Origin of the sequence: Acidovorax carolinensis, from assembly GCF_002157145.1 — a bacterium.
GTDB classification, from domain to species: domain Bacteria; phylum Pseudomonadota; class Gammaproteobacteria; order Burkholderiales; family Burkholderiaceae_C; genus Acidovorax; species Acidovorax carolinensis.
This window is the reverse complement of the sequence record NZ_CP021361.1, coordinates 1,081,128-1,107,789: the sequence shown is the minus strand read 5'-3', so window position 1 is coordinate 1,107,789 and position 26,662 is coordinate 1,081,128. Positions and strand designations below refer to the sequence as shown.

Below are 26,662 nucleotides of genomic sequence, written 5' to 3'. Positions count from 1 at the left end.
ATCAGAATGTGTAACGAGCGGTGAACGAGATGAAATCTCGATCCCGAAGGGTTTGACCCCAGCCGAACGCCTGGTTAGCTCCCGTGTTAAACGTGCGGGCTGTACCGTAATAGTGGGTGTAGTTCAAACCGAAGTTCCAAGAATCCAGGTAAGTCCCATTTAGTCCTATGCTGATATCCCCTCCCCCTTCAGGGATCCAGGCGTTGGGTGTCATTGCCATTGGTCGGGAGCCTTTTGGCGCGTAGCCGATGCCGATAGGCACACCTAGATCCAATCCTGGCAGGACTTGCCGGTACTTCGGCTCAAAGACGACTCGCATCGCGACACCATCGCGTGTTGCATTTGGATCCGCGGCGGTCGCGTTTTTGGTGATTTTCAGCACACGGTTCCAAGCAATTTCGCCAGCAATCGTAGCTTCTCCCCAGAGAGGAGTACGCGGCACGGAGCCTAACACCGAGATATTCAAGTGGGCCGTGCGGCCGACTGCATAGGCTGGATTGCTTGAGTTATTGTTTGCGACCGGCGCGAGCGCGCTCGTGTCGAAACCCTGCGTACTCGCCAAGTCTTGGTTATCGCGAAAAGACAGCTCAGCTGCAACGTTGTAATCGCCAAAGGTCTTGCTGGCACTGGCACCAAAAGCCTTAATTTTTTCTTGATACGCGATGTAATGGCCCACCGGAGCCGGCCCGACCGGAGTCATTCCAAGCTTCGGCACGACTTGTGGCAATTTGTTGTGAAACTGAATCAGATAGAAACCATAGTCGATATCACCACCTTTCACCTTCAGCTGCACCCCCCCCTGTCCAGAATCCTTGGCCTTCATATCGGAAAATCGTGGGCTGGGTGCACCAGGCCCAAAAAAGATGTTTTCAGCGCCATCGACAGCGTAATCCGTGTTGGAGAAATAGCTACCTGCAGCGGGCAGACGACTTCTGGATGAAGCTACCTGTATGTAGGCCCCAACCGAGACATCTGGGGTGATCTGTACTTGCCCCGAAACCATAGGGACGGGACGAATCGCTTCCTTAAAAGGCGTACCGGGTACGGAAACAAGCTTGACCACATCCACCGGCATTTGGGCACCGGCAATGGCATTGGCACCAAAAAACAGGCTTTCGCCCCAAAGCAGCGAGTGCCGACCGGCACGAACCGAGGCGCTCCGCTCGAACAGGTCAAATTTACCAAAGACGAAAGCATCCAGTACCTCACTGCCACTGCCATGAACATCTCGCGTGCCGGCAGTGAATTGGTTGTAGGGAACCGAGGTCTGGCTCGGGAACGCGCCACCGGGAAAACCCGGGTTGGCGTTGGAACGGCCATAAACAGAATCGTTCCAAGCAGCCGCACTGATGCGAAAACCCATGTTCTTCTTATAGACGAAGTCCAATTCCGACAGCAAGTCAAAGCGACTGGAAATGAGTCCTTTGCCAAAATTTCGGTCGCCGTCGTCGTTGTTTGGATTCGAGATCAGAACAGATGATGGCTCGTCAAGACGCCGCGCAGCGCTGTACTTGATGGTATTGTCCCAGCGGAGATTCAAGTCAGGATTTCCTGTGTCAAGCACAACAGCCAAGGCAGGTGTCGCTCCGATGGAGAGTCCACCACACAATGCGGCAATGCCACGAATGTGGGCCGACGGCATCAAGTACTTTCGCCGTGATTTTAGGAACTTCATATTGCCGTCTCTCTTTCTTTGGTTATGAATGATCGCCACATTGCTTGTAAACAGCGGTAACGCAGCGATTCTTTTTCCTACTAAATGAAAATAACCAAGGTTTTAATGGTCAAACAGCCCAATGGGTCCTTCTTGCAGGGAAACGATCACACTCTTGAGTTGGGTGTAGTGGCTCAGAACGTCGAGTGAAAATTCGCGACCGAAACCACTTTGCTTGTAGCCACCGAACGGTACATTGGGGATCGTGTTGAAGTAGCGGTTGACCCACACGGTCCCCGCTTCGATCTCGCGCGCCATGCGATGGGCTTGCGTGATGTTTTTGGTCCAGAGACCAGCCGCCAAACCAAATTCAGTGTCGTTAGCCTCGCGTATGACTTGAGCCTCGTCTTTCCATGGAATGACCACACCGACCGGCCCAAAAATCTCCTCTTGAGCGATGCGCATTTTGTTGCGCACATCAGTAAACAAGGTCGGCTCAATAAAGTAGCCTTGCTCAAATCCGCTCACCGTTGCGCGCTTACCCCCCATCGCCGTTGTCGCACCCTCATTGCGCCCGATATCGAGGTAACCAAGAACCTTGTCGAACTGCATCCTGGAGGCCTGAGGCCCCATTTGCGTCGAAGGGATCATAGGGTCGCCAACACGAATCTTGCGAAGAATGTTTTGAACCTTCTCCACAAATGCATCCATCACTGACTCATGGACGAAGTGGCGTGTCGCGGCAAAGCAAATTTCGCCCTTGTTCACCACGATGCTCATGGCTGCGGACTCTGCCGCTGCATCCATGTCAGCGTCCGCGCAAATAATGTTGGCCGATTTTCCACCCAACTCCAGCGTTTGAGGAATCACATTGACGGAGGCATATTGCATCAGTTTTTGCGCGGTCGGGCGTGAGCCGGTGAACGCTACCTTGCGGACATTCGGGTGGGTCACAAGCGCTTCACCGACATTTGGCCCGTAGCCGGTAATGACGTTCAGCACGCCTGGCGGCAGCAGGTCAGCCATCTCACGGATGAACTCCATGACCGCCAAACAGACCGACTCGGCCGGCTTCAGCACAATGGTATTGCCCGCAGCGAGAGCAGGCGCAATCTTTGTCGCCATCATGACAAGGGGCACGTTCCAGGGAATGATCTGTGCCACGACACCAAGCGGCTCGCGGTGAATAATCGCCACACCTTGTGTCGCGTCTATGGTCTGCCCATGCAAACCAAATGCAGCACCAGCAAACAACTCAAACTGCCCAATCGTGGCTGGGATATCGATATGCAGCGCCTCCATGATAGGCTTGCCATTGTCGAGCGACAACATCGCGGCGTAATCATTGGCCCGTGCGCGCAGGCGACGCGCCATTTCATAGAGCGCAGCCTGACGCTCACTGGGTGTGCTGCGAGACCATTTCGGGAAAGCCTGTGTGGCGGCCTCCACGGCACGGTTTACATCCTCAGCGTTGCCTGACTGGATATAGGACAGCACCTCCAGATTGGCAGGGTTAATCATCGCGATTTTTTCGCTGCTGGATCCACCGACCCATTCACCATTGATGAAATGGCCATACTCCGCCTGGAAGTACTTCATAGCAAGCTCACTGCGAGCAGAATCCGGTTTTTTCGATTCAGTCTTCATTTCTTCACCCATAGCAATCTCCTTACTTCGATCCTTAATGACCTTATTCCCTGAAACTCACTCCCGCTGGAAGTGAGTAAATTCGTGTCAATCTTCGCTGCGAAAATTAACGCCACCGACGTATTGCGCTTTATCGAGGTCATGCCCAAAAACGTCACAGCGAAAGTGCTCCTGCTGAGCCGGTGCGCATACCCCACTCCAACCGGGCTCCCACAACCAACCAGACGGATTGGCCGCATAGAAACTCAGCGCTCCGTCATTGCTATGCACGCCCAATTGCACAGCAATGTCGATACCATGCTTATGCACCTTGTCCAACGTCTGCCCCAAGTCCCGCATGTCCTGGTATTCAACCATCAGGTGATTCGCACGCTTGGGCATCGGACCGAACATCAAGGCCACGGAATGCTCACGGTTATTGCATTTCAAGAAAGGAATCCGAACCGGGGTGCCATCTGTCAACTTCAAAAGGTAGTCAGAGCTTCCAGTAACCCCAAGCACCGCAAAGAAGCGCATCGTCGCCTCCGGGTCTACGGATCGCAGAATGATGTGACCAACACCCTGATCACCCGTTTTGAAGCCCCCAAACATCGGACGTCCTGGGTGGAATGGCTTGTGCCCATCCACCAGTGGCGAGTAAAAAATTTCGTGCGCATTGCCAGCAGGATCCTGCAACTTCAGCAGACCCAGAACACGGCGCTCTGCAGCTTCTGCCTCGGTGCCGCGACGAACCTCAATACCTGCAGCCGTCAATTTGGCAGCCATCTGCTCCAGTTCTTGAGCACCCGCTACTCGCCAGCCGACATAGGCAAGGTCATCGTCACCACCGGTATGCACCACAATGCGGTGATGCCAGAGGTCCATGCGCAGATAGAAACGATCAGCCTCACCTTCGTCGACCAGTTGCATACCCATCACCTCGGTCGCGTAGTTCTTCCATGCAGCAGCATCGCTCACGGAAATCCCCAAGTAACCCAGTTCAGTTACGCTTGCCATAAAAACTCCTTTTACAAAGATTAAAGATACAGACCCAGCAGCATAGATATGAACACTTATGTGCAACTCAGCCACGGCTACGAATATGATTTCTGTTATTAGAGCCTAAAATTAGTTAGGTTCCTATTGGTATTTTCCCTAGCGATTAGAGAGCAAAGAATCGTCATATGATCCTGCTTCTTACTTCACTAGCACGCCCCTCAAGTGACAAATAAACGCATCCCCTCAAAGTTGCCCCCCCCGCAGAACGAGTTTTTCCAATGAACTTGGACAGCAGCCTCGGTTTTCTTATCTCTGACACGGCTCGCCACGTCAAGCGGCTGCTCTACCCTGGCATTGCCCAACTCGGTATTCGTGGTGGTAGCTGGTACGTGCTGCGTGCACTCTTTGAGGCGGACGGCGTGACACAGAGAGAACTGGCGAACCGACTTGGCACAACGCAGCCTTCGACGCTTGAAATGCTGCGTTCTATGGAGAAAGAGGGCCTTGTCCACTTCCAGAGGGATACGCTTGACCGACGCAAGCTGCGCATCTACCTCACCGATAAAGCACTCAAGTTGAAAACGCCTCTGTTGCGTGCCGCAGGCGAGGCCAACTCGATCCTGCTGGGCGGACTCACGCAAGCGCAGGAGATATTGCTGAAGACTATGTTGGGCACAGTGCGCAGCGCCGCCGCCGATGCAATCGCGCAGTTTGAGTTGCAATCTGCAGTCAAAGAATCTCCGACCAAGCTCCATCTTCGGGAGGAAGAAAGGCAGGCCACGGAAACCAAACGGACTGCCGTCGACGGTAGAGGACCTCGCATAGAAGCGCAACAAATAGCCTCATCGATCAGAAAGCGCAAAGCCTGACACGCGGTGAATGTCAAGCTAGTTGTCGCTTCACAACACCACATGAACATTCTTGGTCTGGGTCCATGCAAGCAATTCAGATACACCCTCCTCACGCCCAAGACCTGATTGCTTGTAGCCACCAAAGTCTGCCCCGATAAAGTGGGCACTGACGTGATTGATCCATACATAGCCGGACTCAACGCGAGATGCCAGGCGATGGGCGCGGGCCAGATCCTTTGTCCATATTGAAGCGGTCAAGCCGAAATCCAGCCCATTGACCATGCGCAGCAGATCTTCCTCTTCGTCCCATGGAATCACAGCCAAGACCGGGCCGAACACCTCTTCGCGGAACAAACGCATGGCAGGGGTGACATCAGCAAACACGGTAGCCGTTACAAACCAGCCGTTGTCCAACGCTTTGTCGCTCGGACGAACGCCACCGCACACAAGACGAGCGCCCTCTTTATGAGCGGAATCAATGAAGGACATGACCTTTTCGTACTGCGCCTTGGACACCAGGCAGCCCATCGTGGTCGCGGGATCCGTTGGCAGTCCACAACGATAAAGTTGTGAAATTTTCTGCACCATCTCTTTAATGACTCGGTCGTATACTGATCGATGAACGAAGCAGCGAGATGTCGAGCCGCAACTCTGCCCCGCCCAAGTGAAGTTCATCCCTTTGACCGCACCCTCAATGGCTTTGTCCATGTCCGCCTCTGGACAGATGATCAGAGGATTTTTTCCACCCAGCTCCAGGCTTACGGGCATCACCTTCTCGGCTGCTGAGCGCAAAATTGATTTGCCCGTGGCGGTGGAGCCAATCAACGACACCTTCTTGACCAAAGGATGGTCGACGAGCGCTTGTCCGCACGGTGTGTCGCCACTAAGCACATTGACTACGCCGGGAGGAAAGACATCCTGCAACAATGTAGCCAGGCGGTAAGCGGACAAGGGGGCTTGCGTCGCAGCCTTCAGGATGACGGTGTTACCTGCCGCGACGGCCGCTGCCAACTTGGCCGCGAGAAACATGAGCGGATGGTTGTAAGCCACGATACGCGCGACCACACCGTAGGGCTCGCGCACCGAGTAATTGAGCACGCCATCCCCCATTGGAAGGGTGTCGCCTTTGGCTTCATGAACCAAGCCCGCGAAGTAGTCGACCTGCGTTGCGGCAAAATGCACGTCCGCTGCCATCTCGCGCACGGGGTTGCCGCAGTTGATGGCATCCAGAAAACCCAGCTCCTCAGCGTGGGTCCGCAGCCTGTTACCGAACTCCCGCAGCGCCGCAGCACGAACCGCTGGCTTCGTATGGCGCCATGACTGAAATGCCAAATGAGCCGCCTGTACAGCGGCATCCACATCTGCTGCGTTGGCGTTGGAGACGGGCCCCAGATCCTCCTGGGTCGCGGGGTTCAGAGTTCGACCGTAGCCTCCTTGCGGCACATGAAAGCGTCCGCCGTAGAACAGATTGCGGCACTCCGGCAACGCGTAGGCGTGTTCAGTGTGCATCGGTTCACTCCCCAAACGCTTCTGTGAAAAGGCCCAGGCGACGGTAAATCTCGCGGGTTGAAACCTGGAAAATGCGTGCTGTGCCGCCCTTGGCCTGATGGCTGGCCCACAGGTTGGCCGGCATCGTGAAGACATCATGAGGCGACCACTCGATAGTTTTTTCACCGATTTGGCTGACCCCATGGCCTTCGACGACGAAGCACATTGCCGCTGCGGAGCTCTTGTACTTGCGCGTCGATTTCCCGGATTCCAACTGAAGCAAGGTGCTGTCGATCAGGTCCATGGAGGGACCGCCAGTTAGCGGGTTGCCGTAGCGCACCTCCCGGGAACCATCTGGTGCCGCAGGTGAGGCAACGAGCGCACGCACCGCATCTACCCACGGATAGCGGAAGATGGGTGAATAGCTACGGCTTGCATGGTCGCTGCCATCGAGCTTAGGCACGATGCCTGCTGCCGTGAATGCCGAGTCCGCCAACTGGGGTCGCACATCGCGTGCAGGGCCAGGCTGGAAGCCCGTGGTGCCCAGAAAGTGATGCAGCATCACATCCAAAACATCAAGCCAGATGATGGGATCCTTTCCTTCGTTGACATGTTCATGCCAGCACCAACCAGGTGTAAGAATGAGATCACCGGGCTCCATTACGCAGTCCTTGCCATCCACGATGGACTTGACGCCCCCGGTGCATTGCACGACAAAGCGCAAGGCGTTCATCGGATGACGATGGGCACCAGCCCGCTCACCAGGCATCACACACTGAAAGTCGAACATGAGCGGGCCTGTGCCTGCCTCATCCCAAACATGGAGTCGCTTCGGATTCGTCATCAGCAACACGCGTCGATCCAGTACGTGTGTGGCGCGCATCTTGGCGGTCTCTTGGATGATCGGTAACATGGTAGACCAGCGCCAGATCTGCGCCTCCTCGATCTGCTTTCCAAAGCTTGTCGCCGGAACACTCTCCCAAAGGGGAACAATACTGTTGTCTTTGTAGGACTGACGGAGTTCCGGCGGAACGACGTCTTCTGTCACTGGTTTCGAATGGTCACTCATGGTCATAAACCTTTCTGTTGGATTGAAAGAGATAGGGGGTTGAGATCAGGCCGAGAATTCGCTCTCAAGCTGCTTCCATCGGCGACCGCACTCGATGGCACCGTCGCGGTAGTTGTCCGGCAACTCAAGGTAAGGCGGTCGCGGAGGACCCGGATTTACAAGGCCGGCTGCTGCAAAACGCAAATGAGCGATCTGGATGCTGTAGTCCATAAAGGCCGCCAAATCTCCGCCCACAAACATGGCCGACTCCGCCCAGTTGCACTTTTCTGAAAGCTCCTTGGCGCGCTGCCAGTCACCTGCCAGTATGGCTTGCGACAGCGCCATGTTCACAGTAGGTGCGCAGGCCACGCTGCCAGACCAAGCAGCGAGGGCAAGTTCTGGCAATTCTTGGGCTGCAGCCAGCCACGCAGTAGCCAAGGGCAATATCCGCATCTTCTCACCCACAGCACGCATGTCTTTGGCCAGTGCAGGCCCACCGGTGTGCTTGGAAGCAACCACCTCTGGGATCTTTGCCAGTTCCAGGTAGGCCTCGGTGGAAATCTTGCCTTTGAACGCCACCGGGTTGTCGTAGGCCACCATCGGTACGCCAGGTAGCGCAGCAGCAATGTCTTGGTAATAGCGGACGATAGACTTGTCATCCATAGCCAACCACATCGGGCGTCCAACGAACAGGCCATCGACACCGATGTCCACCAACACACGAGCACGCTCAATCGTGTCGCGCGTATTCAGGGTCGTCACACCGGCAAACAAGGGACGCGAACGTTTGTTGGTTTGTACGACACAGTCTACAAAGAGCTGCGTTTCAGGCCAAGTCAGCGTGGCACCTTCACCGAACGTACCGGTTGTCGCCAAGATGTCAATCTTGGCCGTGTTCAAAAACCGAACCATCTTTTCGGTTTCCGAGAGGTTCACGGATTGCTGCGTTTGCCACCTACTGGCATCCTCGGTAGCGGGCGTCGGCATGATGCCGAAGACACCGCGGAAATCAGCGGGGGTAATTTTCATCGGGTTCTGTAGTTGAGTTAGTTGAGTTATAAAATGCTTCATGCGTGGGTTGCATCCAAAGTGCAAGGCAATTTGCGCTACTTGACCAGCCCTTCTGCACGCATGGCTGCTTCAACGGCTGGCCGTTGTGCAATGCGCCCAAGGTAAGAACCCAGCCGCGTCAGTTCCTGAACATCGATGCCGGTGAACTTCGTCCAGCCAGCAACGACGAACAGATAGACATCAGCAACCGTGAACTGCTCGCCAACAAGATAGGTCCGCCCGGCAAGTTGCGCATCGACCCAAGTCAGCCGCTGTAGCACTCTCGCACGACTTTGTGCCTTGACTTCTTCGCTGGCCCCCGGCATGAACAACGGACCGAATGCCTTGTGAAGTTCGCTGTTAATGAAAGAGAGCCACTCCTGCAGTCGATAGCGCGGCAGCACGCCCGCTGGTGGTGCCAGTCCTTTTTCCGGCGCGAGGTCAGCAATGTACTGCAGAACAACCGGCACTTCAGTCAGAATCTGCCCGTCCTCCAACTCAAGCACTGGCACGTATCCCTTGCTGTTCAAGTCAGCCAGGTTACGGCCGTCCGAGGCCTGGCGGGTTCGAAGGTCGACAGGGACGTAATTGAAAGTCAAACCAGCCTCATGCAACGCGATATGTGCGGCCAGTGAGCAGGCGCCAGGGGCACCGTAGAGTTTCTTAATCATTTGAGTCTCCTATGTGAGTTTATAAGTCTGCTGTTAAAACCAGATGGTTTGAAAAATTGGGACATGGGACAATCGGTTCTAGAGCGCGTTACGGTGCTGATTTTGAATCGTTGCGACGATAGCTTGCGAATCGATCACCTTTTTCATCGCGTCCTTGACGATTCGTTCGGCACGCCGATTGTTCACCCCCAAACCACGCAGCAATGCCATGCAGATGCCTTGCATCACCTCGCGCAGTTGTAGGTATTCGTTTTGCACTTCCAGCAAACGAGCAAGACCAAGATCAGTCAAACCCATCAGCAAAACCAGACCGGCGTCCAGGTTGGATAGCTTGAAAATGCCCTGTTGAATCCCTCGGTGAAACATGGCCAAGATAGGCGCGTTGTCTGCCCGCGCCGGATTAACAACATCTGCGGGCATGTGCAGCAGCACCCGTGCCGTGATCTTGTTCTCCAGCCCAAAACGAAACGCAGCCAGCAAACCCAGCGTGAGATATGTTGCGGGATCCTCGACCTCGGCGCTTATCGCACTGATGATCGCAAACAATTCGGCCCGAACGGCCTCATGAGCATGCGCCTTGAGTGCATCGCGATTCGGAAAATGCTTGTAAAAACTTCCCTTTGCAACATCCGCTTCGCCGACGATGTCGTCGATCGTCGCGCTATCCATGCGGCCATCAGAAATCATCCGTATAGCAGCTCCCACTAAGGCCTTGCGAGTGAGAGACTTGCGCATTTTCATCGGGATGGAAAGCGTTAAACAGGAGGATGTCATGACTGGATGTGATTCATATGTGACTTGATAGCAAAAAAAAATCAATCCTCGTCGTAGCCGACTTTGCCGCTGACGCATTGCACCGCATGATCTCGCCATCGCCTGAAATAGATTTTGGTGCATCGTTATCGCTTGTAGAAAGAATGCCAGATTCTCGCCACAGTTGGATCGAGGGTGTGATACGCATCTCAATTCGAGGCGCGCGATTGCAAGTATTCGTCGACGAAATCGAGGCGGTCATTTCCCCACCACATTTCGTCTCCGATCACCACCATTGGGACGCCGAAGACGCTGCGTGCAATCCCTTCGTCGATCGACTGCTTGTATTCATTTGCGCCATTCACGGAATCCGTGAACTGCATAAAGTCATCGACATTCCAACCCATCTCTGAGGCAATCCCTCGCAATACCGTTTCATCGCTAAACGCTTGCCCCATACCCCAGGTCAGGTGAAAAGCGCGGCGTACATACTCGGCCTCGCGACCTTCCCCTGCAGCATAGAAGAAACCTGTATTCAAACGTCGGGAGTCGAAGCTTGGGGGGAACTTCAGCGGTGTGCCATATCGTTGTGCCCAGCGTTGCAGATCCCTGGAAAGGTGGGTGAGCTTGACCGGCATATCCCGGTTAGACGGCCCCACGTTGCCAATCGCACGCTTGGCACATGCAATATCAATCGGCTTGTAAGAAACCGAAATGCCATAGCGTTGCACAATCTCAGGCAACCGAATGCTGGCGAGATAGGAGAACGGACTCACAAAGTCAAAATAGAAGGAAAGCATAGAAGCATTTCCTGGAAGTAAAACGGCCATGCCACAAGCTGCCATAATGCATTTTGAGTAAATGAAGGTCAGCCAGGAACCAGCGGAGGTTGACGGTAGACCATCCGCTTTTCTTACGAAGTTAAAAAGCTGTTCATGCTTTCAGTGTCTTCAATTGATCACAAGAAGAAGTTCACATTCTTACCAAGAAGAAACCGCTCATCGAGACTCACGACTCTCTTGAGTAACTGCAATCCTGCTTCGCCTCTGACCCATTCTTCCTCACGACCATAGGAATAGGTGGTTTCATCATGAACACGGCGGTTACGCACAACGAAGACATTGAGGAAAACCTGATAGTTGCCAGTACTTGAGGCCTTGAAAACCTCGATGTTTGACAAGGACCTCCGAAACCGCTCCGGTGGGTCAACGGACCATTGCATGCCCGTTTCAAATTGCCTGATGCGCGCATCCAAAAAATCATGGCGCTCATCAATCGTATAAACTTTGTCAGGAAGCTTGTATCTTTTGTCCTTTCGGTACCGAAGTTGTTGAAAGTACGCTTGGTATTGGATATCTGGATGAACCATTTTCATCCACTCTCGATATTCTTCATGGTCGAGCAGCCGAGCTTCTCGATACAGCGTGCTGACGACTTCTTCGCTTTCAGATCCACGCACTGGTATGAGTTCGTTCATATTCATCTCCTAGATTGCTGATTTACCTGTTATTGACCTATGAGTTCATGCTTCCAGGCATCCGGATCTAATTTCAAGATCGCCTTCCAGTTGTCGGCGCCCATAATTTCCTTATAGGCCCGGTAAAACCCTCTGTAAGAGGTTTCACCAATGGCAGATTGCCCGATCACCCCAGGAAAGTCAGGATCCAACTTGTCGAAACCGAGCCCCAGTTGTGAGTTCAACTTCCCTTCACGGGTCATTCGCCCCCGGTTGTTTTGCGTCATGGTTTCCATGTTGTCACTGTCGTCGGCTTCAAGCATGCCAGCACTTCCGAACGTCGAATTCATGCCTGATACCACGGCATTTTTCAGTTCGGCTGGCATCTCTTTTTCCACTATCGCCCACGTGAAGACCTCAATTTGGTGAGGACCACGTGGCACCCACAACTTGAACGTGTTGGTACCTAAAAGGTAGGAATTATTCGGAAAAACCGTGCCATTGAGATGCGAGCCATAAATGCGACCGACTTTCGCTCCAAGCTTCTCCACCATCTTGGGCTTCCTGCTGGCAAACCACTCCCGGTAGAGAGTGCCCGCCTTGGAATTAATAGCATGTACCGCTGGGGCAGCATCCCAAAGGACGCCAAAGCCATGCCCAAATCGCGATGTCACCTGCATACCAAGACCTTCGTTGGGCGGGGCCTCATTTCCACCAATTGCCGCAAGTTCGCCGCCAAGCGCCATCAGGGATGCGAGGTGAGTCCACCCCACGTGGTAGGCATCGCCTACGAAATTTTCGGCGGGAGTCTTCCAGTTGCAGTTCAATAATGATCGACTTGGCGGCCCGACCAACTCAATGCCGCCATTGATATCCATCCAAATATCCAGGTAGAACTTCACGTCACCAAGATAGTCATTCAAGCTGGGCGCTTGAGCGTCGAAGTTGCCGTAATAAAGACCTCTGTAGCTTTCAACGCGGATTTCCCGAAGGCCGAATTTCGATTTATCCAAAGACCCACGATAGAGCTCTTCTTCCATCGGCACCACCTTCAAGGCGCCATCCATGCCGAAAGACCAGCCGTGATAGGTGCAACTGAACGCACGCGCATTGCCGGCTTCCGCCGCGACAAGCCGAGCGCCACGGTGAGTGCAAACATTCAGAAAGGCCTTTACGGATCCATCGTCTTGCCGCGTGACTATCACTTCATCTTCGGCCATGTAGCCAGTGGTGAAATCGCCAGGATTCGGAATCAAGCTGTCATGCGTGAGGAATTGCCAGCACTTTCCAAAAATCTGTTCAATTTCAAGATCGTAGATCTGTTGATCCCAAAAAATTCTCTTGGCTTGTATGCCGTTTTTAACGTCAACGAGAGATTCCACGTCGACCTGGGTACGATTGGTACTCATCTGCTTCTCCTGTAATAAGTCAACCACTTAACACTGGCATGCCGAGAAGTTGTCCCTCAGCCGCCGAATTTTTCTAGTAAGCCCTTGCCACCGCTGGCAGGGCCAAGGACGCTTCGCACACCCATGCCACCATCGCAGTTGATGATCACGCCGGTTGCTGGTGCTGAGTTGCGGGCAGAAGCCAGGTAGACATAGCTACCGGTGTACTCCTCTGTGTCAGACAGCCTGCCGATCGGGGCAATGTCTTTGACGAGGTCGGCCAAGGGTACAGAGGTTATCGACTGCTCACCCATCCCAAGCGACTTCGGTCCACGCAGATCAGAAGCAATCCCGCCAGGTGCCACACCGTTGACGCGCACATAGGGGGCCAACTCATGCGCCGCCTGCTTAATCAGTCCCACTGCCGCGTGCTTGGCTACGGTATAGAGCACGCCGCCGCCACCTGCATAGAAAGCGGAGCTTGACAGGGTCAAGATAACTGACCCTCGGGAGCGCACCAACGCCGGCGCTGCGGCTTTGATGCCCATCACGTAGCCCATTAGATTGATTCCAATGACCTCATCAAAGGCTTCGCTGATGGCATCGTCCGGCAGGTCGACAAGGGGGACACAATAATCCCAGATGCCGGCGTTGCCGATGAAAGTATCCAGCTTGCCGAAACGCTCCACAGCCAGTTCGACGGCCTTGCGGTTATCGGCCAAGTTGCGCACATCGCCGGGCGAGCCCGCGACCCGTCCCTTAAAACTTTCAACGAGCTCATCAAGCCCCCGTGCATTTCGATCCAACACAGTGACGTTGGCACCTTCTTCTACAAGTCTTTTTACGAGCGCTCGACCGAGACCTGCAACACCACCCGTCAAAAAAACGCTTTGTCCTTCAAGCCATGCCATGTTCACTTATCCTTTAGTTAAAAATTAAATTGCGGTTTGCCTCCCCGGCAAAACCGGGGGATTACCTACTAGATTTATTTCGGCGAAAAACATACGACTCAAACAAAGCGATCGAAATGTAGTTGTTCAGATGGCACACGGTAATTTAGAACCAACAGCTTGTGCACCGCATCCGTCATAGGTGGCGGGCCGCAGAAATAAAAGTCGTATTGCCCTGGGTTCGGGCCGATGTGCTTCGCTAGCACCTCATGGATCAATCCGCGCTCACCATCCCAATTGGCACTCTCAGCGTTTACATCGGAGATCGCGCTAAATAATTCGACACGTCGCTTCAACTCAGGCTCACCCGCAAACACGTCTGCAACGCAATGATCCAGCGGCGTTCGGCCACCATAGAACATCAGCAGGCGCCGTTCGGTCATTGCCGGATTGCACACTGCGCCGCGCAGGATTGACAACATCGGAGAAAGTCCGGAGCCGCCACCAATGCAGACGACATCTCTACCGGTTTCGGTACGCAGATAAGCCGTCCCGTAAGGACCCTCCAACTCAATAGCATCACCTCGCTTCAGCACATCGAACAGCACCGCGGTTCCACAACCACCCGGTTTGCGTTTGACGATGAAATGCCATTCGCCAATGCCATTGGGCAGGTTGCTCATCGAGTACGCCCTTGTGCCGACCACGCCAGGCAAGCGAAGCAGCGCATACTGGCCAGGCAAAAACTCAGCTGGAGCCTCCGTACGAAACTGGAACTCGAACATGTCTTGCGTCAGTGGCACGACATCGACCAACGCCGCATGCTGACGCGTCGGAATCACCTGCGGGACATAGCCCGGCTTCAAGCGCAGCTTGATTCGACAGTCACTACCTGGTGTGCTCTGGCAGCCGAGGTGCATGCCGCATTCACGAGCTTCGGCATTCAAACCCGGCGCATTCGACCACAAATCCTTGACATCGCCCTCCAGCAACTGAAAGCGGCAACTGCTGCACGATCCGGATTGACATTCATAGGGAAATCCAAGCCCAGCCTTGAGCGCCGCAGCGAGTAGCGTTTCATCAGTGGAACACTGAAAGACGGGCGTGTCACCGGCGCCAATTCTGACTTGAAAGCTTTGTGGACTCATAGCCGTCTTTGCTTGAGGGCGCATCATATTTTGACAAACACCTGGCCATCTTTGACGACCACAGAAAAAACCTGCAGACGCTCTTTGCATGGGAGGCTTTTCGCCTCGCCAGTGCGCACATTGAAGCTGCCACCATGCATCGCGCACTCAACAAGTTCACCCTCGAAGTAACCATCGGTCAGCAGTGCGACCTCGTGCGTGCAAATATTGCTGGTCGCCAGGTATTCGCCGTCAAGGTTATATATCGCCAGCGGCGGAAGATTGGCAACGTCACACGCCCTCATCTGGCCGGGCGCCAACGAATCTGCCGCGCAAATTGGTACCAGGGTCTGTATATCACCTGCTGTGGCGTTGCTCTTAGTCATGTTCACTTATTTCCTTTCAATTAGCATCTCTAGAACTGATGCTTGGCAATCACCGCATTCGCAGTTGCATATCTTCATCTCATCCACCTAACATCATTAGTGGTTAGGAACCTATACAGATGTTAACCCGAAGCACAAGAATATTTCCATAGGGAATACCCCAATAAGGCTAAAGATGCACTAGATAGTCATTTTGAACGGCCCCGGGTTTTGAGGAGGCTCAACTCATTTCGTTATACACAACGCCGTGCCGCCTGAAGCTCACGTGAGAACCTGAGGCCAGCGGCGAAGTCCAGGATGCGCTGCATGCCCAGCCAGATGGTTTTCACGCCCGGCTCGCCATCGCCCGTGGGTGCTAGGGAAACGCAGATTTATTCGCAGAATTTGCCAACCGCGACAGGAGTCAAACGTTATAGACAGGTACCTGCCGTTCATTCTGGAGACCTTGAAGAAGTTCCCTGACCTCAGGGCCAGCCGCTTGTACGCCATGGTCAAAGTGCGCGGCTACCAAGGCGGACCTGACCACTTTCGCCACCTCATCGCCCACCATCGACCCCGCCCCATCCCTGAGGCGTATCTGCGACTGGTCACCCTCACCGGTGAACAAGGCCAAATTGACTTGGGCCACTTTGGTCACCTGCAAATCGGTAAAGCCAAACGCCCCCTGATGGCGTTCGTGGCCGTCTTGTCCTGGTCACGGCACATCTTCTTGCGCTTCTCGCTGGCCCCGCCGATGAGCGACCTTGCCCGGAAGACAAAACCCTGACGGTGGGACAGGCCTTTGAACAAGAGAAGCCATGCCTGCTGGCCTTGCCTGCGAATCCTTATCCGGTAGAAAAGCGTGTGGTCGTTGCGGTGGGCAAAACCCCCTATGCCCACATCATTTGGTTTGCCCTCGTGTGTTGTCAATTCATCCCACGCATGCGCCATGCCGTGCAGGCGCAGCTCTTTGAGTTCAGTGCTGACATCACAACGCATGGCTGATCTCCTGGGTCTGTACGACCTGTACATCAGCGCCCAGTTCTCTGAGACTGTCGTAGCGTTGGGTATTGGCCAGCGGTGGTGCCTTAAGCGCCAGGGTGGTTTCAACAGAATCTGGCACAGGCTTGGCATTGAGGCGGGCCAACACGTTGAGAACATGCTCGGCACTGAGTGCGCCAGATTCAACAACCAAGTCCACTGCCACCAACACGGCCTCCAATCCGGCTGTAGGCACAGCGGCCAATACCTGCGCCATGCTCCGGTCACCTCCGGCGTGTTTCATCAGCCCAAGGCGCAGTCGTTGCAGAGATTCAGGCATGTCGGCACGGCGCACCGTTTCTCAGCGCTCCCGGTTTACGCTGCACCAGCGCGATGTAGTGCTGCCAGTCGTAGCAGGTATGACCCCGGTCTGAGGCCCGCTCGTGGCTGGCCACCACCAAGTCACCAGCGACGACGTAGACTCGGCTGGGATAGAGCCGGGTGCTGACCCTGTGGTTGGCCCATTCACAGGGTACCGAGTAACGGTTGCGATCCACACTGACCAGGCAGGTGCTTGAGACCTTGGCAGACTTCTCCACATAGCCGTCAAAGGGGGTGGGCATGAGCATCATCGCCAGGCGTTCCTGTTCCAGCATTTCCAGCACGCTGAAATGGCCAAACTCAGGGTGGCGCAGTTCGCTCCAACAATCGCGACAGCGCTGGCCCAACCAGGCATTGAGTTCATCGAAAGAGCTCCACTTGCGCTTTTGGGCATCCAGCCAGATGCGCCTGCGGCTGTCTTGGACGTTCTTCTCGACCACGCCTTTCTCCCAACCACTGGCAACATTGCAGAAGTCGGCATCAAACAGGTAGTGCGCACACATGGCCGTGAAGCGGGCATTGACCACACGCTGCTTGCCCTTTTGGACTTTATCGACAGCCGTCTTCATGTTGTCGTAGATGCCCCGCCCAGGGATGCCTCCCAGCGCCGCAAACGAGCGGGTGTGGGCATCAAACAGCATTTCATGGCCCTGGCTGGGGTAGGCCACCAGCCAGAAGCCCCTGCTGGCGCACAGTTTCATGTGCGAGAGTTGGACCTTGTTGTAGTAGATGCCTCCCACCAGCAGACCCTCGGTGCTCCAGTCAAACTGGAACGCTTCACCCAACGCAAAGCTCAAAGGCACGAAGGCGCGGGGTGCTTTGCCAGCGTTGCCTCGCCACTCTCGCACAAAGTCGGTGACGCGGCTGTAACCGCCGCTGTAGCCCTGCTTTTTGATTTCGACAAACAATGCCCGGGCTGTGCGACGGTATTGCTTGGTGCGCAATGCATCAGCCTTGAGTGCCATCTCCAGCGCCGCGTGAAACGCCGTGAGCTTGCCTGGTGCCGCCTTGCGCCGGTACTCGGGCTCATCGCCCTCTTTTGCATCGCGCACCCATTTACGGATCGTGTTTCTCGATAGCCCCGTGCCTTTGGCTATCTCACGCAGCGACCTCTTGTCGCGCTTGTACATCCGTCTGACTTTTCCAAACATTTCCATGGTGATCACCTTGTTTGCTCCTGCCCAAAAAGTAGGCAGAGCGAGTAAAACACCTGGCTCAGTTTTGGGTCGGCACAACCTCTAAAAAGTGGCTCAGTTTTCGGTCGGCGGCAACACGCAAACGGGTCAAATCATGAAGCACGCCATTAGCAATTGCCTTCAGGTCTGCAATCGGGTCTGCCGATGGTGATTGACGATGACTGGAGCACCGAGCAGGTGGTGGCGGTGGCTGAGTTGCTGGAGGATTTGCTGCTTGCAGAACGTTTGGACTCGAATTCGCATAAAACGGGAATGCACATTATTGCGGCCGATGGCAATCGGGCGAATCTGGTTCTCGATCCAGTATCAGTTATTATTACTACGCTGGTAACAAATTCGCTATCCGCGTAAACAATCGACTGAACTCCGCAGAGGGTAAGTCACCAAAACTTGGATCGTTATTGCCTTCGAAAGCAACTGCGATCTCATCCCAATCAGACTCTTGGAAACGATCTTTCGCCAATGGCAATACTACAGTCTCCTCAAGCTGCATGTGCGCCCACACTGCATCTCCCAGTGTGCGGATTTGATCCTTCAGTACTTGATCAGACGCAGAGTCTCCTGACTTAACATCATTCGCCAAACGAACGACCTCGTTGACCAAGGAATGTTCACGGACATGCTGGGCTTCAAGCTCAAGCAACAATTTCTCGCTCTCAGGTGCACGTTGACGCAGACGGCGGTGAATAAAGAGCTCTTCCTTGGGATGGTGCTTCTGTAGCGGAAATGCCTGCAGGTAGGCCAACATGGCTTCAAGGCTGCGAATATCCAAACTGCCTTCGGGCTCATAGGCTTGTTGGACCAAATCTAGCATGCCCCGCACCACCACAGCAATTGAACGATGTTCATCCTGTATGACAGAAAGTGCTCGCTCACTTGCTTTGATCGGATCACTGGCAGCTACACGTGTAATCAGTAACGCCACTGGAGATTTCTTCAGCACGCGTTCTGTTTGTGAGCTGTGCAACCAACTCGCAAGCCCGCGTACACCGCGCGAAGCCATGACAATTAGATCGCAGCCGTGCAGTTTGACTGCTTCCAAAATGGCTTCTGCTGGATGGTCACATACCTTGTGCTCAGTTTCACACGAAACCCCTGCGACCAGTGCAATGATCTTGGCCTTTGACAATACCGCGTTGGTATCCCCGATCGCCGCATCAAGGAACTCGCTGGGTGCCATGGTTCTTAGCAATGCACCCTCACCAGTTGCAGAAAGATCTGGAGTTGCATGGAAAAATGTAATTTTTGCGCCGAGTTGAGATGCCAAACGCACAGCCGAGCTTACGTTTGCAGCGGACAGCATTGATTCATCTACGGGTACTAAGATATGTGAGTACATCGTGTTCCTTATCTATTCGTGTCGTTATCGTTTACATGCGTAAGAAATATGAGTTAGCTGAGATGTCAGTCCAATGCACCGAGCTTTAGTGAGCCAAGGTAGAAAATCGCCTGTAACTTGTTAATTTGTATCATCATTTATCATGATAATCTCGATATTTTGAATTTATAAAGTATCTTTTGCAGGACTTGTCTGATCTGAGAGCGTCGGACGATTTTGCCCAACGGGCACGTCATCCGAGTTCCCCCAAAGCCTTTAATGACCAGGATGTCAACGCCCTGGCGGGCCAGCAACGCAGCACAGGCCAGACCTGTGGGCCCGGCGCCAACGACGAATACATCTACGGCGATCGACTTCAACGGTGCTCTCCTGCGGGCGAATGAGCGCCCATTACAAGGCGAATATGTATAGGAACCTATGTAGTGTATGGCTAGAGCCAGAATGGCTACATAGTACAAACCCTGATCGGCGAGTTCCGACCGCACACCTAATCGCGCATTACATGGACATCTCTAGGAATGCAAGAGTCAGCGGTGTGAAAATTCAAGGGGTTGCAACCTTACATACGGACTATTTGTATTGATTTGGCAAAGAACGTCTTTGCGGTCCACGGCGTTGGACCCTCAGGGAAACCTGAATTTGTCCGCCCTGAAGTTCGCCGCAGCAAGCTGCTGGAGCTTGTGGCGTCCTTGCCGCCATGCCTGATCGGAATGGAAACGTGTTCTGGTGCCCATCACTGGGCGCGCGAGTTCGAGAAGCACGGGCACATAGTTCGCCTGATGGCCCCCAAATTCGTGGCGCCGTATCGGATGTCTGGCAAACGCGGAAAAAATGATGCCAACGATGCAACAGCCATCTGCGTGTCGCCGCAGCAATGCCGGACGCCCCAAGCTGCCCATTCGCCTGATGGCCAGCCTGCTGTACCTCAAGCACAGCTTCAACCTCAGCGACGAAGAACTCGTTGTGCGCTGGAGCGAGAACATCCTGTGGCAGTTCTTCAGCGGCATGGATTACTACGAGCATCGCCTGCCCTGCGACGCCACGCAGATTGGACGCTTTCGCCGCGACCTGGGCGAGGAGGGCTTGGAGCTGCTGCTCAAGGCCACCATCGACACGGCCGTTGCCATGGAGGCCGTCAAACCTCAAGACCTGGAGCGCGTGATTGTTGACACCACTGTGCAGGAGAAGGCCATCGCCCATCCGGTGGACAGCCGCTTGCTGGAGATCGCTCGCCATAAGGTGGTCAGTGCCGCCAAGCGCGCAGGCATCGGGCTCAAACAGACCTTTGCCAAGGAAGGCAAGGCCTTGCGCTGGAAGGCCGGCGGCTACGCCCACGCCAAGCAGTTCCGGCGTCTCAGACGCGTACTCAAACGCCAGCGCACGATTCTTGGCATCGTCATTCGCGAGGTGCAACGCAAAATGCAAGGCGAGGGCTTCGCACCTGAGCACCCCAAGGCCGCAAGTGACTTGTCGATGTGGCTTGCGCGAGCTGAACGCATCCGCACGCAACAGCGTCACAGCAAGAACAAGCTCTACGCGCTGCACGCGCCGGAGGTCGAGTGCATTGGCAAGGGCAAGGCACGCAAGCCCTACGAGTTCGGTGTCAAGAGTGCGGTGGTGGTCTCACACCAGCATGGCCTGATGCTGGGTGCACGCACCTTCCCCGGCAACCCCTACGACGGCGGGTGCGATTCAAACTGATGTGGCGTTATTCTCGGCCATCTATCCATCCAACCAAGGGGCGACGACATGACTGAGCCATTAATGAGTGACGCGGAGTTGGTAAGAAGATTAGGGGCGCATCCTGATCTGCGAAGCCGAATGGAGTCCCTGCTGCTGGCCGTCGAAGATGAGACGGGAGAGCTCAAGACTGCCGATGCGGCTGAAATGCGGGTAATCGAGGAAATGCGACGCACCGGCCAAGTTGCGCTTCAATCATGGGCGACACGCCAGGTAATGCAGACCTCGCAAGAGCTCAAGCAAACCGCTGGCGTATGGAGCGAGGGTAAAAAAAACTCTGCTGGCACACCACCTTTGGTGACATCTGCATTGACGAGCCTCAATACCGCAACGCCACCAAAAGAGTCCGCCCGTTTGCGCAAAGCGCCCAAGTCAGCAACCGCGGCTGCTCACGCCCGCTACAGCGCGTAGTCACCGACTTCGGTGCTGACCAACCCTTTGCCCAAGCCATGGACAAACTCGTTGAGCACTATGGCGTCGTGTTGAGTGAAAGCACCATTGCCCGCATCACCGAGGGCCATGCCAAAAAGATATTTGAGTCGGCCCCGCCACCCCAAGGCTGGCCCACACAACCGGGCACCAGCACCGCAGTCATTGTGCAGACAGACGGGGGCATGGTGCCCATCATGGAGCCTGATGTCAACAGTGCAGACAAGCGCAAAGGAAAGAAGCTTCAGTGGAGAGAGGCAAAAATATGCCTTGCACACCCGCAGGGGAGCAAGACACTGGCCTTCGCCGGCACGCTGCTGGGAGACGTTGACACAGCCGGGCAATGCCTCTTTGAGTGTGCTGTTCAGGCCGGCTTTGGTACCGGCACGCCAATTCATGGCGTAGGCGATGGAGCGCCATGGATAGCCGATCAGGTTGAAAAGAAATTTGGTGCACAGGGCCGCTACCTGGTTGATTTCTTTCATGCGTGTGACTACCTCAGTGCAGCCGGCAAGGCCATCATCAGCTCAGGGCAGGAACACAAAACGTGGATGGACAAGCAAAAAACGCGACTCAAAACAAACCAGGCAAACGACGTATTGCACGAGCTGCAAACGCATCTTGAATCGCCACAGGTTCAGGACAGCGAGGCCCCGGTAAGGCAGTGCCACCGCTACCTGTTCAACAGACCAGACCAACTCAATTACCAAGACGCAATCAAGCGCGATTTACCCATTGGTTCGGGGGAAATTGAAAGCGCCCACCGCTACATTGTTCCATGCCTATCCGGTTAACGCCCAAAAGCTCGGTGCGGCCACTACAGGTAGCGTCTGGCGCCGGGTCAAGCTACCACCTATAGTGTCCTTGGGTGCCAACCGGATAGGCATGCATTGTTCAACAGCGCATGAAACGCCCGGGCGCTTGGTGGCGTGCGCACAATGCCGAGCACATGCTGGCATTGCGGCTCAATCGCGCAAACCGTCAGTGGGACAGCTATTGGCAGCGAATTTCAAACAACCAGCATGATCAACTCACCACATCAGTTTGAATCGCACCCTACGACGGCCACATCCTGAGCGCAGTCCTGGAACAGGCAACGAACTTGATGCAAGACTTGCCTGTCAAGCTCAAGCACATCGTGGTCGATCTGGGCTTTCGCGGCGTGGACGCCGACAACCCGGACAAAGAGATCATTCACCGGGGCAAGTACAAGCGCCTGAGCACCAAGCAAAAGGGCTGGCTCAGACGGCGCCCGGCCATCGAGCCAGCCATAGGCCACTTGAAGTCTGATCACCGCATGGATCGCTGCTGGCTGCAAGGCGCGCTGGGCGACGCTTTGCACTCCATCAGTTGTGCTGCTGGCTACAACCTGCGCTGGTTGCTGCGCGCCATTGCCCGTCGGGGCATAGGGGCGGTTTTTTTGCGCCTGTTGCAGGCTGCGTTGTCACCGCCATGGACGAAGGGAACATTACAGCGCTCTCATGCTTGCGTTGGGACTTGGTGTTTGAGCAACGGCGCCGGGGCGGTCGAAAAACCGAATTTTGGCCAGACCGCATGGGCTGGATTTTGAAAAATGAATTTTGCAGGGCCGACTAACTATAGCGGGTAGTCTGCGTTTCCTCCCTCTTTGAATTGGAATTCTTGAATTGATCTTCAACGGGGAAAGCTGCTTAGGGCGAAGCCCGAAGCTGAAGGCTTCGAGAATAGCCGTTGAACACCTTTGTAACCAAATAATGAATGAGGTTAATGGGGTCAATGCAGAGTGTAAAAAACTTATTATCAGCGTTATCTCGATATTTATTAATCATCGAGCGTAGCGACAAAGAGCTTGCGAACTCATTATAGGAGGAGGCCTGGGCGCAAGCCCGGGCCGGGAGACATGAGCACCATCCGGATACCCTGCGCGCCCAGCGTCTGGACGTATATTTGACTTGACCGCAGTCCGACATGAGTTACCTCACCCACCCAACTGCTGCTCCAGCGCATGCAGCACCCGGTAACACGGCAACACGCTGGCGACGCTGGAGTCGGGCTGGCGACCCTCGCGGATGGCGGCAAAGAACTCACGGTCTTGCAACTCAATGCCATTCATGCTGACGGCCACCTGGGACACGTCGATCTTTTCTTCCTTGCCATTGAACAGGTCGTCGTAGCGGGCGATGTAGGTGGCGGTGTCGCCGATGTAGCGAAAGAAAGTGCCCAACGGGCCGTCGTTGTTGAAGCTCAGGCTCAGCGTGCAAATGGCGCCATTGGCACTTTTGAGCTGGAGGCTCATGTCCATGGCAATGCCCAACGTGGGGTGAATCGGCCCCTGGATCGCATTGGCCTTGACGATGGGGCTGCCGCACTGATAAGCAAACAAGTCCACCGTGTGGGCCGCGTGGTGCCACAGCAAATGGTCGGTCCAGCTGCGCGGCTGGCCCAGCGCGTTCATGTTGCTGCGCCGGAAAAAGTAGGTCTGCACGTCCATTTGCTGGATGTTGAAGCGGCCCGCCGTAACCTCCTTGTGCACGTACTGGTGGCTGGGGTTAAAGCGCCGGGTGTGGCCGCACATGGCGACCAGGCCCGATTGCGCCGCCAGCTGCGCCACCTCTTCGCCGTCGTTGAGCACGTCGCACAGCGGAATCTCCACCTGCACATGTTTGCCGGCGCGCAGACAGGCCAGTGTTTGCGCGGCGTGCATCTGCGTGGGGGTACACAAAATGACGGCGTCCACCGCTTTCAGCGCCAGGCTCTCGGCCAGCTCGGTGGTGACATGGCCAATGCCGTATTTGGCCGCGATCTCTCGGGTTTTTTCCAGCTCACGGCTGACCAGTGAGACCACTTCAACGCCTTCAATGTTCTTGATGCCGTCGAGGTGTTTGATGCCGAAGGCACCTGCGCCCGCCAGGGCGACTTTGATAGGTTTTGTCATTTAGGTATTCTCCATGATCAGGTGGCCCACGGCGGTGTTGCTCGCGGGCACATGGTAAAAGCGGTGCTTGACTGCGGGCGGCTTGCCGCCGGTCACGTCGGCCATGGCGCCGCGTGCGATGAGCCACATCACCAGCTCGATGCCCTCGCTGCCGGCTTCGCGCACGTAGTCGATGTGCGGCACTTGGGCACAAGCGGCGGGGTCGGCAATCATTTGATCGAGCCAGGCGTTGTCCCACTCACGATTGATCAGGCCGGCGCGCGGGCCCTGCAGCTGATGACTCATGCCGCCGGTGCCCCAGATGTGCACATTCAGGTCCTGGTCATAACTCTCCACCGCCTTGCGAATGGCCTGTCCCAGTTGAAAGCAGCGCTGGCCCGATGGCACCGGGTACTGCACCACGTTCACCGCAAACGGAATCACCGGACACGGCCATTGAAACGCATCCGCGGGTGGTTGGCCGCACATCAGGCTCAGCGGCACCGTCAGGCCATGGTCCACCGGCATCTTGTTGACAATGGTCAGGTCAAAGTCCTGCTGGATCACCGACTGGGCAATGTGCGCGGCCAGCTCAGGGTGACCGATGACGGGTGGCACCGGGCGCGGGCCCCAGCCTTCGTCGGCCACCGGAAATTGGGGCGCCGTGCCAATGGCAAAGGTGGGAATCATGTCGAGGCTGAACGCGGTGGCGTGGTCGTTGTAGACCAAAAAGATCACGTCCGGCTTATTGTCTTTCATCCATTGTTTGGAATACTCGTAGCCGGCAAAAACCGGCTGCCAATAAGGCTCCTTGTCCTTGCCGAGGTCGAGCGCCGCGCCAATGGCGGGCACATGCGAGGTGTAAACGGAAGCGGTGATACGCGCCATGTCAGGCCTGCACTTTCTGGCCAGCACGGCCCTGGGGTTGATGTTGGGGCTGGGCGTCGCCGTCTTCGCCGACAAAGCGATTACCTTCAATGCTGCGACCGCCGTGCAACATCATGTCGCGGTACTCGGCCTCGGTCATGCCGGTCATGGAACCGGCCATTTGCTGAAAGCTCAGGCCATCGGTGGCGCCAATACGGGCCAAAAAGTAGATATTGCCGCCCAGCGCCATGCAGCGGTTCAGGTCGCGCGCCATCACGGCCAGTTTCTGCTCTTCGGTCATCGGCCATTCGTCGAGGTAGGCCCGCTCGTCCTGCTTGAAACGCGCGCGATTCTCGGGCTTCATCAGTGAGACGCAAAACTGGTTCAGGTGGTAACCCTTGCGGCTTTGCTCGGCATCGAAGATGGTGGTACCTGGGACGTCGAGGTAAGGTTTGTCGAGTGCCATAAATTTCCTTCAGATCGAATCAAATAAAAACCTGGATTGCCACGCTACGCTCGCAATGACACATCAAGGCGGAGACAGTTCTGGCCAGTACAAGCGCATCGGGTTGTCCACCAGCAGCTTGTGCTGCAGCGCTGCGGTGGTGGCGATGTGTGGAATAAAGTCCACCAGCAGGCCGTCGTCGGGCATGTGGTCTTTCAGGTTGGGATGTGGCCAGTCGGTGCCCCAGAGCACGCGGTCCGGGAACTCTTCAACGATGGTTTTGGCAAATGGCACCACGTCGCGGTAGGCGTTTTGCTCGCCGTTCAGGGCCTTCGGACCGGTCAGGCTCAAGCGCTCCGGGCAGCTCACCTTGCTCCAGACGTTGGGGTGCTCGCGCATGAAGCGTCGGAACAATTCAAACTGCGGTCCGTTGACGGGCAGTGACACATCGGGGCGGCCCATGTGATCGACCACCACGGTGGTGGGCAAGGCGGTAAAAAAGTCCCACAGTTCGGGCAGGTCCACCGCTTCGAAATAGATCACCACATGCCAGCCCCAGGCTTTGATGCGCGCTGCAATTTCCAGCAACTCGTCCTTGGGCGTGAAGTCCACCAGGCGCTTGACGAAGTTGAAACGCACGCCACGCACACCGGCCTCGTGCATGGCCTGCAATTCGGCGTCACTCACGTTGCGCTTGACCGTGGCCACGCCGCGCGCCCTGCCGTTGGCGTGCAGCAGCGCGTCGACCAGGGCGCGGTTGTCGGCTCCGTGGCAGGTGGCTTGCACGATCACGTTTTTGTCAAACCCCAGGTGGTCGCGCAGCGCAAACAACTGGGCCTTGGAGGCGTCGCAGGGTGTGTACTTGCGCTCAGGCGCGTAGGGAAACTCGGCGCCCGGACCGAACACATGGCAATGCGCATCGACCGCGCCGGCGGGCAATTTGAACGTGGGTTTGGCAGGACCGGCGTACCAGTCCAGCCAGCCGGGGGTTTTGGTGAAATCACCGGGAGTGCTTTGGTTCATGG

The 26,662-nt window shown here is 55.5% G+C and carries 25 protein-coding genes and 5 pseudogenes; 7 read left to right on the top strand and 23 right to left on the bottom strand.

Translation table 11 applies throughout. From position 1 onward, the window contains the following. Window position 1: 1 nt before the first annotated feature. The 3 genes from CBP34_RS05210 to CBP34_RS05200 all read right to left on the bottom strand — a co-directional run bounded on the left by CBP34_RS05210 (window position 2) and on the right by CBP34_RS05200 (window position 4,297). Window positions 2-1,714: a DUF1302 domain-containing protein gene (locus CBP34_RS05210; protein ID WP_236748519.1), complete on the bottom strand. Its 1,713-nt coding sequence runs from the start codon at window positions 1,712-1,714 to the stop codon at window positions 2-4. A gap of 63 nt (window positions 1,715-1,777) precedes the next feature. Continuing rightward, window positions 1,778-3,313, bottom strand: a complete 1,536-nt coding sequence (locus tag CBP34_RS05205) for an aldehyde dehydrogenase family protein (protein WP_086926844.1) — start codon at window positions 3,311-3,313, stop codon at window positions 1,778-1,780. Window positions 3,314-3,388: 75 nt separating this feature from the next. Continuing rightward, window positions 3,389-4,297, bottom strand: a complete 909-nt coding sequence (locus tag CBP34_RS05200) for a VOC family protein (protein ID WP_086926843.1) — start codon at window positions 4,295-4,297, stop codon at window positions 3,389-3,391. A gap of 260 nt (window positions 4,298-4,557) precedes the next feature. On the opposite strand from CBP34_RS05200, the gene CBP34_RS05195 reads away from it, so the two are divergent. Continuing rightward, window positions 4,558-5,148 (top strand): MarR family winged helix-turn-helix transcriptional regulator, encoded by a 591-nt coding sequence (locus CBP34_RS05195; RefSeq protein WP_086911713.1) that lies wholly within the window; start codon window positions 4,558-4,560, stop codon window positions 5,146-5,148. Window positions 5,149-5,178: 30 nt separating this feature from the next. Here CBP34_RS05195 and CBP34_RS05190 read toward each other — a convergent pair whose 3' ends face one another. The 14 genes and pseudogenes from CBP34_RS05190 to istA form a co-directional block, all read right to left on the bottom strand. Continuing rightward, window positions 5,179-6,639, bottom strand: coding sequence for an aldehyde dehydrogenase family protein (locus CBP34_RS05190; protein ID WP_086911712.1), 1,461 nt, complete (start codon window positions 6,637-6,639; stop codon window positions 5,179-5,181). 4 nt (window positions 6,640-6,643) lie between these two features. After that, the gene (locus tag CBP34_RS05185; protein ID WP_013801312.1) at window positions 6,644-7,687 is read right to left on the bottom strand and encodes a cupin domain-containing protein; all 1,044 of its coding nucleotides are present in this window, start codon (window positions 7,685-7,687) and stop codon (window positions 6,644-6,646) included. A 45-nt stretch (window positions 7,688-7,732) separates the two neighbouring features. Further along, window positions 7,733-8,695, bottom strand: a complete 963-nt coding sequence (locus CBP34_RS05180) for a dihydrodipicolinate synthase family protein (protein ID WP_167372723.1) — start codon at window positions 8,693-8,695, stop codon at window positions 7,733-7,735. Between the two features lie 77 nt (window positions 8,696-8,772). Further along, window positions 8,773-9,387 carry a glutathione transferase GstA gene (gene gstA, locus CBP34_RS05175; protein WP_086926842.1) on the bottom strand — a complete coding sequence of 205 codons (615 nt, stop codon included), beginning with the start codon at window positions 9,385-9,387 and terminating at the stop codon, window positions 8,773-8,775. Window positions 9,388-9,465: 78 nt separating this feature from the next. Continuing rightward, window positions 9,466-10,122: a TetR/AcrR family transcriptional regulator gene (locus CBP34_RS05170; RefSeq protein WP_236748518.1), complete on the bottom strand. Its 657-nt coding sequence runs from the start codon at window positions 10,120-10,122 to the stop codon at window positions 9,466-9,468. Between the two features lie 227 nt (window positions 10,123-10,349). After that, the gene (locus tag CBP34_RS05165; protein ID WP_086926840.1) at window positions 10,350-10,940 is read right to left on the bottom strand and encodes a 2-hydroxychromene-2-carboxylate isomerase; all 591 of its coding nucleotides are present in this window, start codon (window positions 10,938-10,940) and stop codon (window positions 10,350-10,352) included. Window positions 10,941-11,098: 158 nt separating this feature from the next. Next, entirely contained in the window at window positions 11,099-11,617 is a 519-nt protein-coding gene (locus tag CBP34_RS05160; RefSeq protein ID WP_086928643.1) for an aromatic-ring-hydroxylating dioxygenase subunit beta, read from the bottom strand. A gap of 29 nt (window positions 11,618-11,646) precedes the next feature. After that, a complete protein-coding gene (locus CBP34_RS05155; protein WP_086928642.1) occupies window positions 11,647-13,005 on the bottom strand; it encodes an aromatic ring-hydroxylating oxygenase subunit alpha in 1,359 nt (452 codons plus the stop codon). A 56-nt stretch (window positions 13,006-13,061) separates the two neighbouring features. Next, complete coding sequence (gene hcaB / locus CBP34_RS05150) at window positions 13,062-13,895, bottom strand: 3-(cis-5,6-dihydroxycyclohexa-1,3-dien-1-yl)propanoate dehydrogenase (RefSeq protein ID WP_086926839.1); 834 nt, start codon at window positions 13,893-13,895, stop codon at window positions 13,062-13,064. A gap of 98 nt (window positions 13,896-13,993) precedes the next feature. Further along, entirely contained in the window at window positions 13,994-15,022 is a 1,029-nt protein-coding gene (locus CBP34_RS05145) for a 2Fe-2S iron-sulfur cluster-binding protein (protein ID WP_236748517.1), read from the bottom strand. Window positions 15,023-15,045: 23 nt separating this feature from the next. Beyond that, window positions 15,046-15,387, bottom strand: a complete 342-nt coding sequence (locus CBP34_RS05140; protein ID WP_086926838.1) for a non-heme iron oxygenase ferredoxin subunit — start codon at window positions 15,385-15,387, stop codon at window positions 15,046-15,048. Window positions 15,388-15,620: 233 nt separating this feature from the next. Then, a pseudogene (locus CBP34_RS19350) lies at window positions 15,621-15,746 on the bottom strand (IS4 family transposase); the annotation flags it as partial. 274 nt (window positions 15,747-16,020) lie between these two features. Then, window positions 16,021-16,365: a hypothetical protein gene (locus CBP34_RS19720; protein ID WP_007179249.1), complete on the bottom strand. Its 345-nt coding sequence runs from the start codon at window positions 16,363-16,365 to the stop codon at window positions 16,021-16,023. Further along, window positions 16,355-17,885 (bottom strand): annotated as a pseudogene (istA, locus tag CBP34_RS05130) (IS21 family transposase). Before istA ends, CBP34_RS19720 begins: the two are co-directional and overlap by 11 nt. Before the next feature lie 183 nt (window positions 17,886-18,068). Here istA and CBP34_RS19340 point away from each other — a divergent pair. Then, a complete protein-coding gene (locus tag CBP34_RS19340; RefSeq protein WP_157896431.1) occupies window positions 18,069-18,275 on the top strand; it encodes a hypothetical protein in 207 nt (68 codons plus the stop codon). Here CBP34_RS19340 and CBP34_RS05125 read toward each other — a convergent pair. Then, the gene (locus CBP34_RS05125) at window positions 18,244-19,263 is read right to left on the bottom strand and encodes a universal stress protein (protein ID WP_086911705.1); all 1,020 of its coding nucleotides are present in this window, start codon (window positions 19,261-19,263) and stop codon (window positions 18,244-18,246) included. The genes CBP34_RS19340 and CBP34_RS05125 overlap by 32 nt on opposite strands. Window positions 19,264-19,403: 140 nt before the next feature. Beyond that, window positions 19,404-19,748 carry an FAD-dependent monooxygenase gene (locus tag CBP34_RS19945; protein WP_236748516.1) on the bottom strand — a complete coding sequence of 115 codons (345 nt, stop codon included), beginning with the start codon at window positions 19,746-19,748 and terminating at the stop codon, window positions 19,404-19,406. Window positions 19,749-19,826: 78 nt separating this feature from the next. Between CBP34_RS19945 and CBP34_RS05115 the strand changes: the two are divergent. The 5 genes and pseudogenes from CBP34_RS05115 to CBP34_RS05100 form a co-directional block, all read left to right on the top strand. After that, window positions 19,827-20,123 (top strand): annotated as a pseudogene (locus tag CBP34_RS05115) (IS110 family transposase); the annotation flags it as partial. Beyond that, window positions 20,095-20,946, top strand: a pseudogene (locus CBP34_RS05110) (IS5 family transposase); the annotation flags it as partial. The pseudogenes CBP34_RS05115 and CBP34_RS05110, both read left to right, overlap by 29 nt. 138 nt (window positions 20,947-21,084) lie before the next feature. Then, complete coding sequence (locus tag CBP34_RS19335; RefSeq protein WP_157896430.1) at window positions 21,085-21,414, top strand: hypothetical protein; 330 nt, start codon at window positions 21,085-21,087, stop codon at window positions 21,412-21,414. Between the two features lie 38 nt (window positions 21,415-21,452). Continuing rightward, entirely contained in the window at window positions 21,453-22,226 is a 774-nt protein-coding gene (locus CBP34_RS05105; RefSeq protein ID WP_086911703.1) for a hypothetical protein, read from the top strand. Between the two features lie 260 nt (window positions 22,227-22,486). Next, window positions 22,487-23,002 (top strand): annotated as a pseudogene (locus CBP34_RS05100) (hypothetical protein); the annotation flags it as partial. 387 nt (window positions 23,003-23,389) lie between these two features. Here CBP34_RS05100 and CBP34_RS05095 read toward each other — a convergent pair. The 4 genes from CBP34_RS05095 to CBP34_RS05080 form a co-directional block, all read right to left on the bottom strand. Then, window positions 23,390-24,346, bottom strand: a complete 957-nt coding sequence (locus CBP34_RS05095; RefSeq protein WP_086911701.1) for a Gfo/Idh/MocA family oxidoreductase — start codon at window positions 24,344-24,346, stop codon at window positions 23,390-23,392. Continuing rightward, on the bottom strand, window positions 24,347-25,213 hold the full coding sequence (locus CBP34_RS05090) for a class III extradiol dioxygenase subunit beta (RefSeq protein WP_086911700.1): 867 nt from the start codon (window positions 25,211-25,213) through the stop codon (window positions 24,347-24,349). Window position 25,214: 1 nt separating this feature from the next. Then, window positions 25,215-25,658, bottom strand: a complete 444-nt coding sequence (gene ligA / locus CBP34_RS05085; protein WP_086911699.1) for a protocatechuate 4,5-dioxygenase subunit alpha — start codon at window positions 25,656-25,658, stop codon at window positions 25,215-25,217. A 63-nt stretch (window positions 25,659-25,721) separates the two neighbouring features. Beyond that, a complete protein-coding gene (locus tag CBP34_RS05080) occupies window positions 25,722-26,660 on the bottom strand; it encodes an amidohydrolase family protein (protein ID WP_086911698.1) in 939 nt (312 codons plus the stop codon). Between the last annotated feature and the right edge of the window lie 2 nt (window positions 26,661-26,662).

What these genes read in the sequence shown, in the direction of transcription:
- CBP34_RS05205 (WP_086926844.1), bottom strand. Translation starts at nt 3,313, where the DNA reads ATGGGTGAAGAAATGAAGACTGAATCGAAAAAACCGGATTCTGCTCGC.
- CBP34_RS05200 (WP_086926843.1), bottom strand. Translation starts at nt 4,297, where the DNA reads ATGGCAAGCGTAACTGAACTGGGTTACTTGGGGATTTCCGTGAGCGAT.
- CBP34_RS05195 (WP_086911713.1), top strand. Translation starts at nt 4,558, where the DNA reads ATGAACTTGGACAGCAGCCTCGGTTTTCTTATCTCTGACACGGCTCGC.
- CBP34_RS05190 (WP_086911712.1), bottom strand. Translation starts at nt 6,639, where the DNA reads ATGCACACTGAACACGCCTACGCGTTGCCGGAGTGCCGCAATCTGTTC.
- CBP34_RS05185 (WP_013801312.1), bottom strand. Translation starts at nt 7,687, where the DNA reads ATGAGTGACCATTCGAAACCAGTGACAGAAGACGTCGTTCCGCCGGAA.
- CBP34_RS05180 (WP_167372723.1), bottom strand. Translation starts at nt 8,695, where the DNA reads ATGAAAATTACCCCCGCTGATTTCCGCGGTGTCTTCGGCATCATGCCG.
- gstA (WP_086926842.1), bottom strand. Translation starts at nt 9,387, where the DNA reads ATGATTAAGAAACTCTACGGTGCCCCTGGCGCCTGCTCACTGGCCGCA.
- CBP34_RS05170 (WP_236748518.1), bottom strand. Translation starts at nt 10,122, where the DNA reads ATGCGCAAGTCTCTCACTCGCAAGGCCTTAGTGGGAGCTGCTATACGG.
- CBP34_RS05165 (WP_086926840.1), bottom strand. Translation starts at nt 10,940, where the DNA reads ATGCTTTCCTTCTATTTTGACTTTGTGAGTCCGTTCTCCTATCTCGCC.
- CBP34_RS05160 (WP_086928643.1), bottom strand. Translation starts at nt 11,617, where the DNA reads ATGAACGAACTCATACCAGTGCGTGGATCTGAAAGCGAAGAAGTCGTC.
- CBP34_RS05155 (WP_086928642.1), bottom strand. Translation starts at nt 13,005, where the DNA reads ATGAGTACCAATCGTACCCAGGTCGACGTGGAATCTCTCGTTGACGTT.
- hcaB (WP_086926839.1), bottom strand. Translation starts at nt 13,895, where the DNA reads ATGGCATGGCTTGAAGGACAAAGCGTTTTTTTGACGGGTGGTGTTGCA.
- CBP34_RS05145 (WP_236748517.1), bottom strand. Translation starts at nt 15,022, where the DNA reads ATGAGTCCACAAAGCTTTCAAGTCAGAATTGGCGCCGGTGACACGCCC.
- CBP34_RS05140 (WP_086926838.1), bottom strand. Translation starts at nt 15,387, where the DNA reads ATGACTAAGAGCAACGCCACAGCAGGTGATATACAGACCCTGGTACCA.
- CBP34_RS19720 (WP_007179249.1), bottom strand. Translation starts at nt 16,365, where the DNA reads ATGCGTTGTGATGTCAGCACTGAACTCAAAGAGCTGCGCCTGCACGGC.
- CBP34_RS19340 (WP_157896431.1), top strand. Translation starts at nt 18,069, where the DNA reads ATGGTGATTGACGATGACTGGAGCACCGAGCAGGTGGTGGCGGTGGCT.
- CBP34_RS05125 (WP_086911705.1), bottom strand. Translation starts at nt 19,263, where the DNA reads ATGTACTCACATATCTTAGTACCCGTAGATGAATCAATGCTGTCCGCT.
- CBP34_RS19335 (WP_157896430.1), top strand. Translation starts at nt 21,085, where the DNA reads ATGGAGTCCCTGCTGCTGGCCGTCGAAGATGAGACGGGAGAGCTCAAG.
- CBP34_RS05105 (WP_086911703.1), top strand. Translation starts at nt 21,453, where the DNA reads ATGGACAAACTCGTTGAGCACTATGGCGTCGTGTTGAGTGAAAGCACC.
- CBP34_RS05095 (WP_086911701.1), bottom strand. Translation starts at nt 24,346, where the DNA reads ATGACAAAACCTATCAAAGTCGCCCTGGCGGGCGCAGGTGCCTTCGGC.
- CBP34_RS05090 (WP_086911700.1), bottom strand. Translation starts at nt 25,213, where the DNA reads ATGGCGCGTATCACCGCTTCCGTTTACACCTCGCATGTGCCCGCCATT.
- ligA (WP_086911699.1), bottom strand. Translation starts at nt 25,658, where the DNA reads ATGGCACTCGACAAACCTTACCTCGACGTCCCAGGTACCACCATCTTC.
- CBP34_RS05080 (WP_086911698.1), bottom strand. Translation starts at nt 26,660, where the DNA reads ATGAACCAAAGCACTCCCGGTGATTTCACCAAAACCCCCGGCTGGCTG.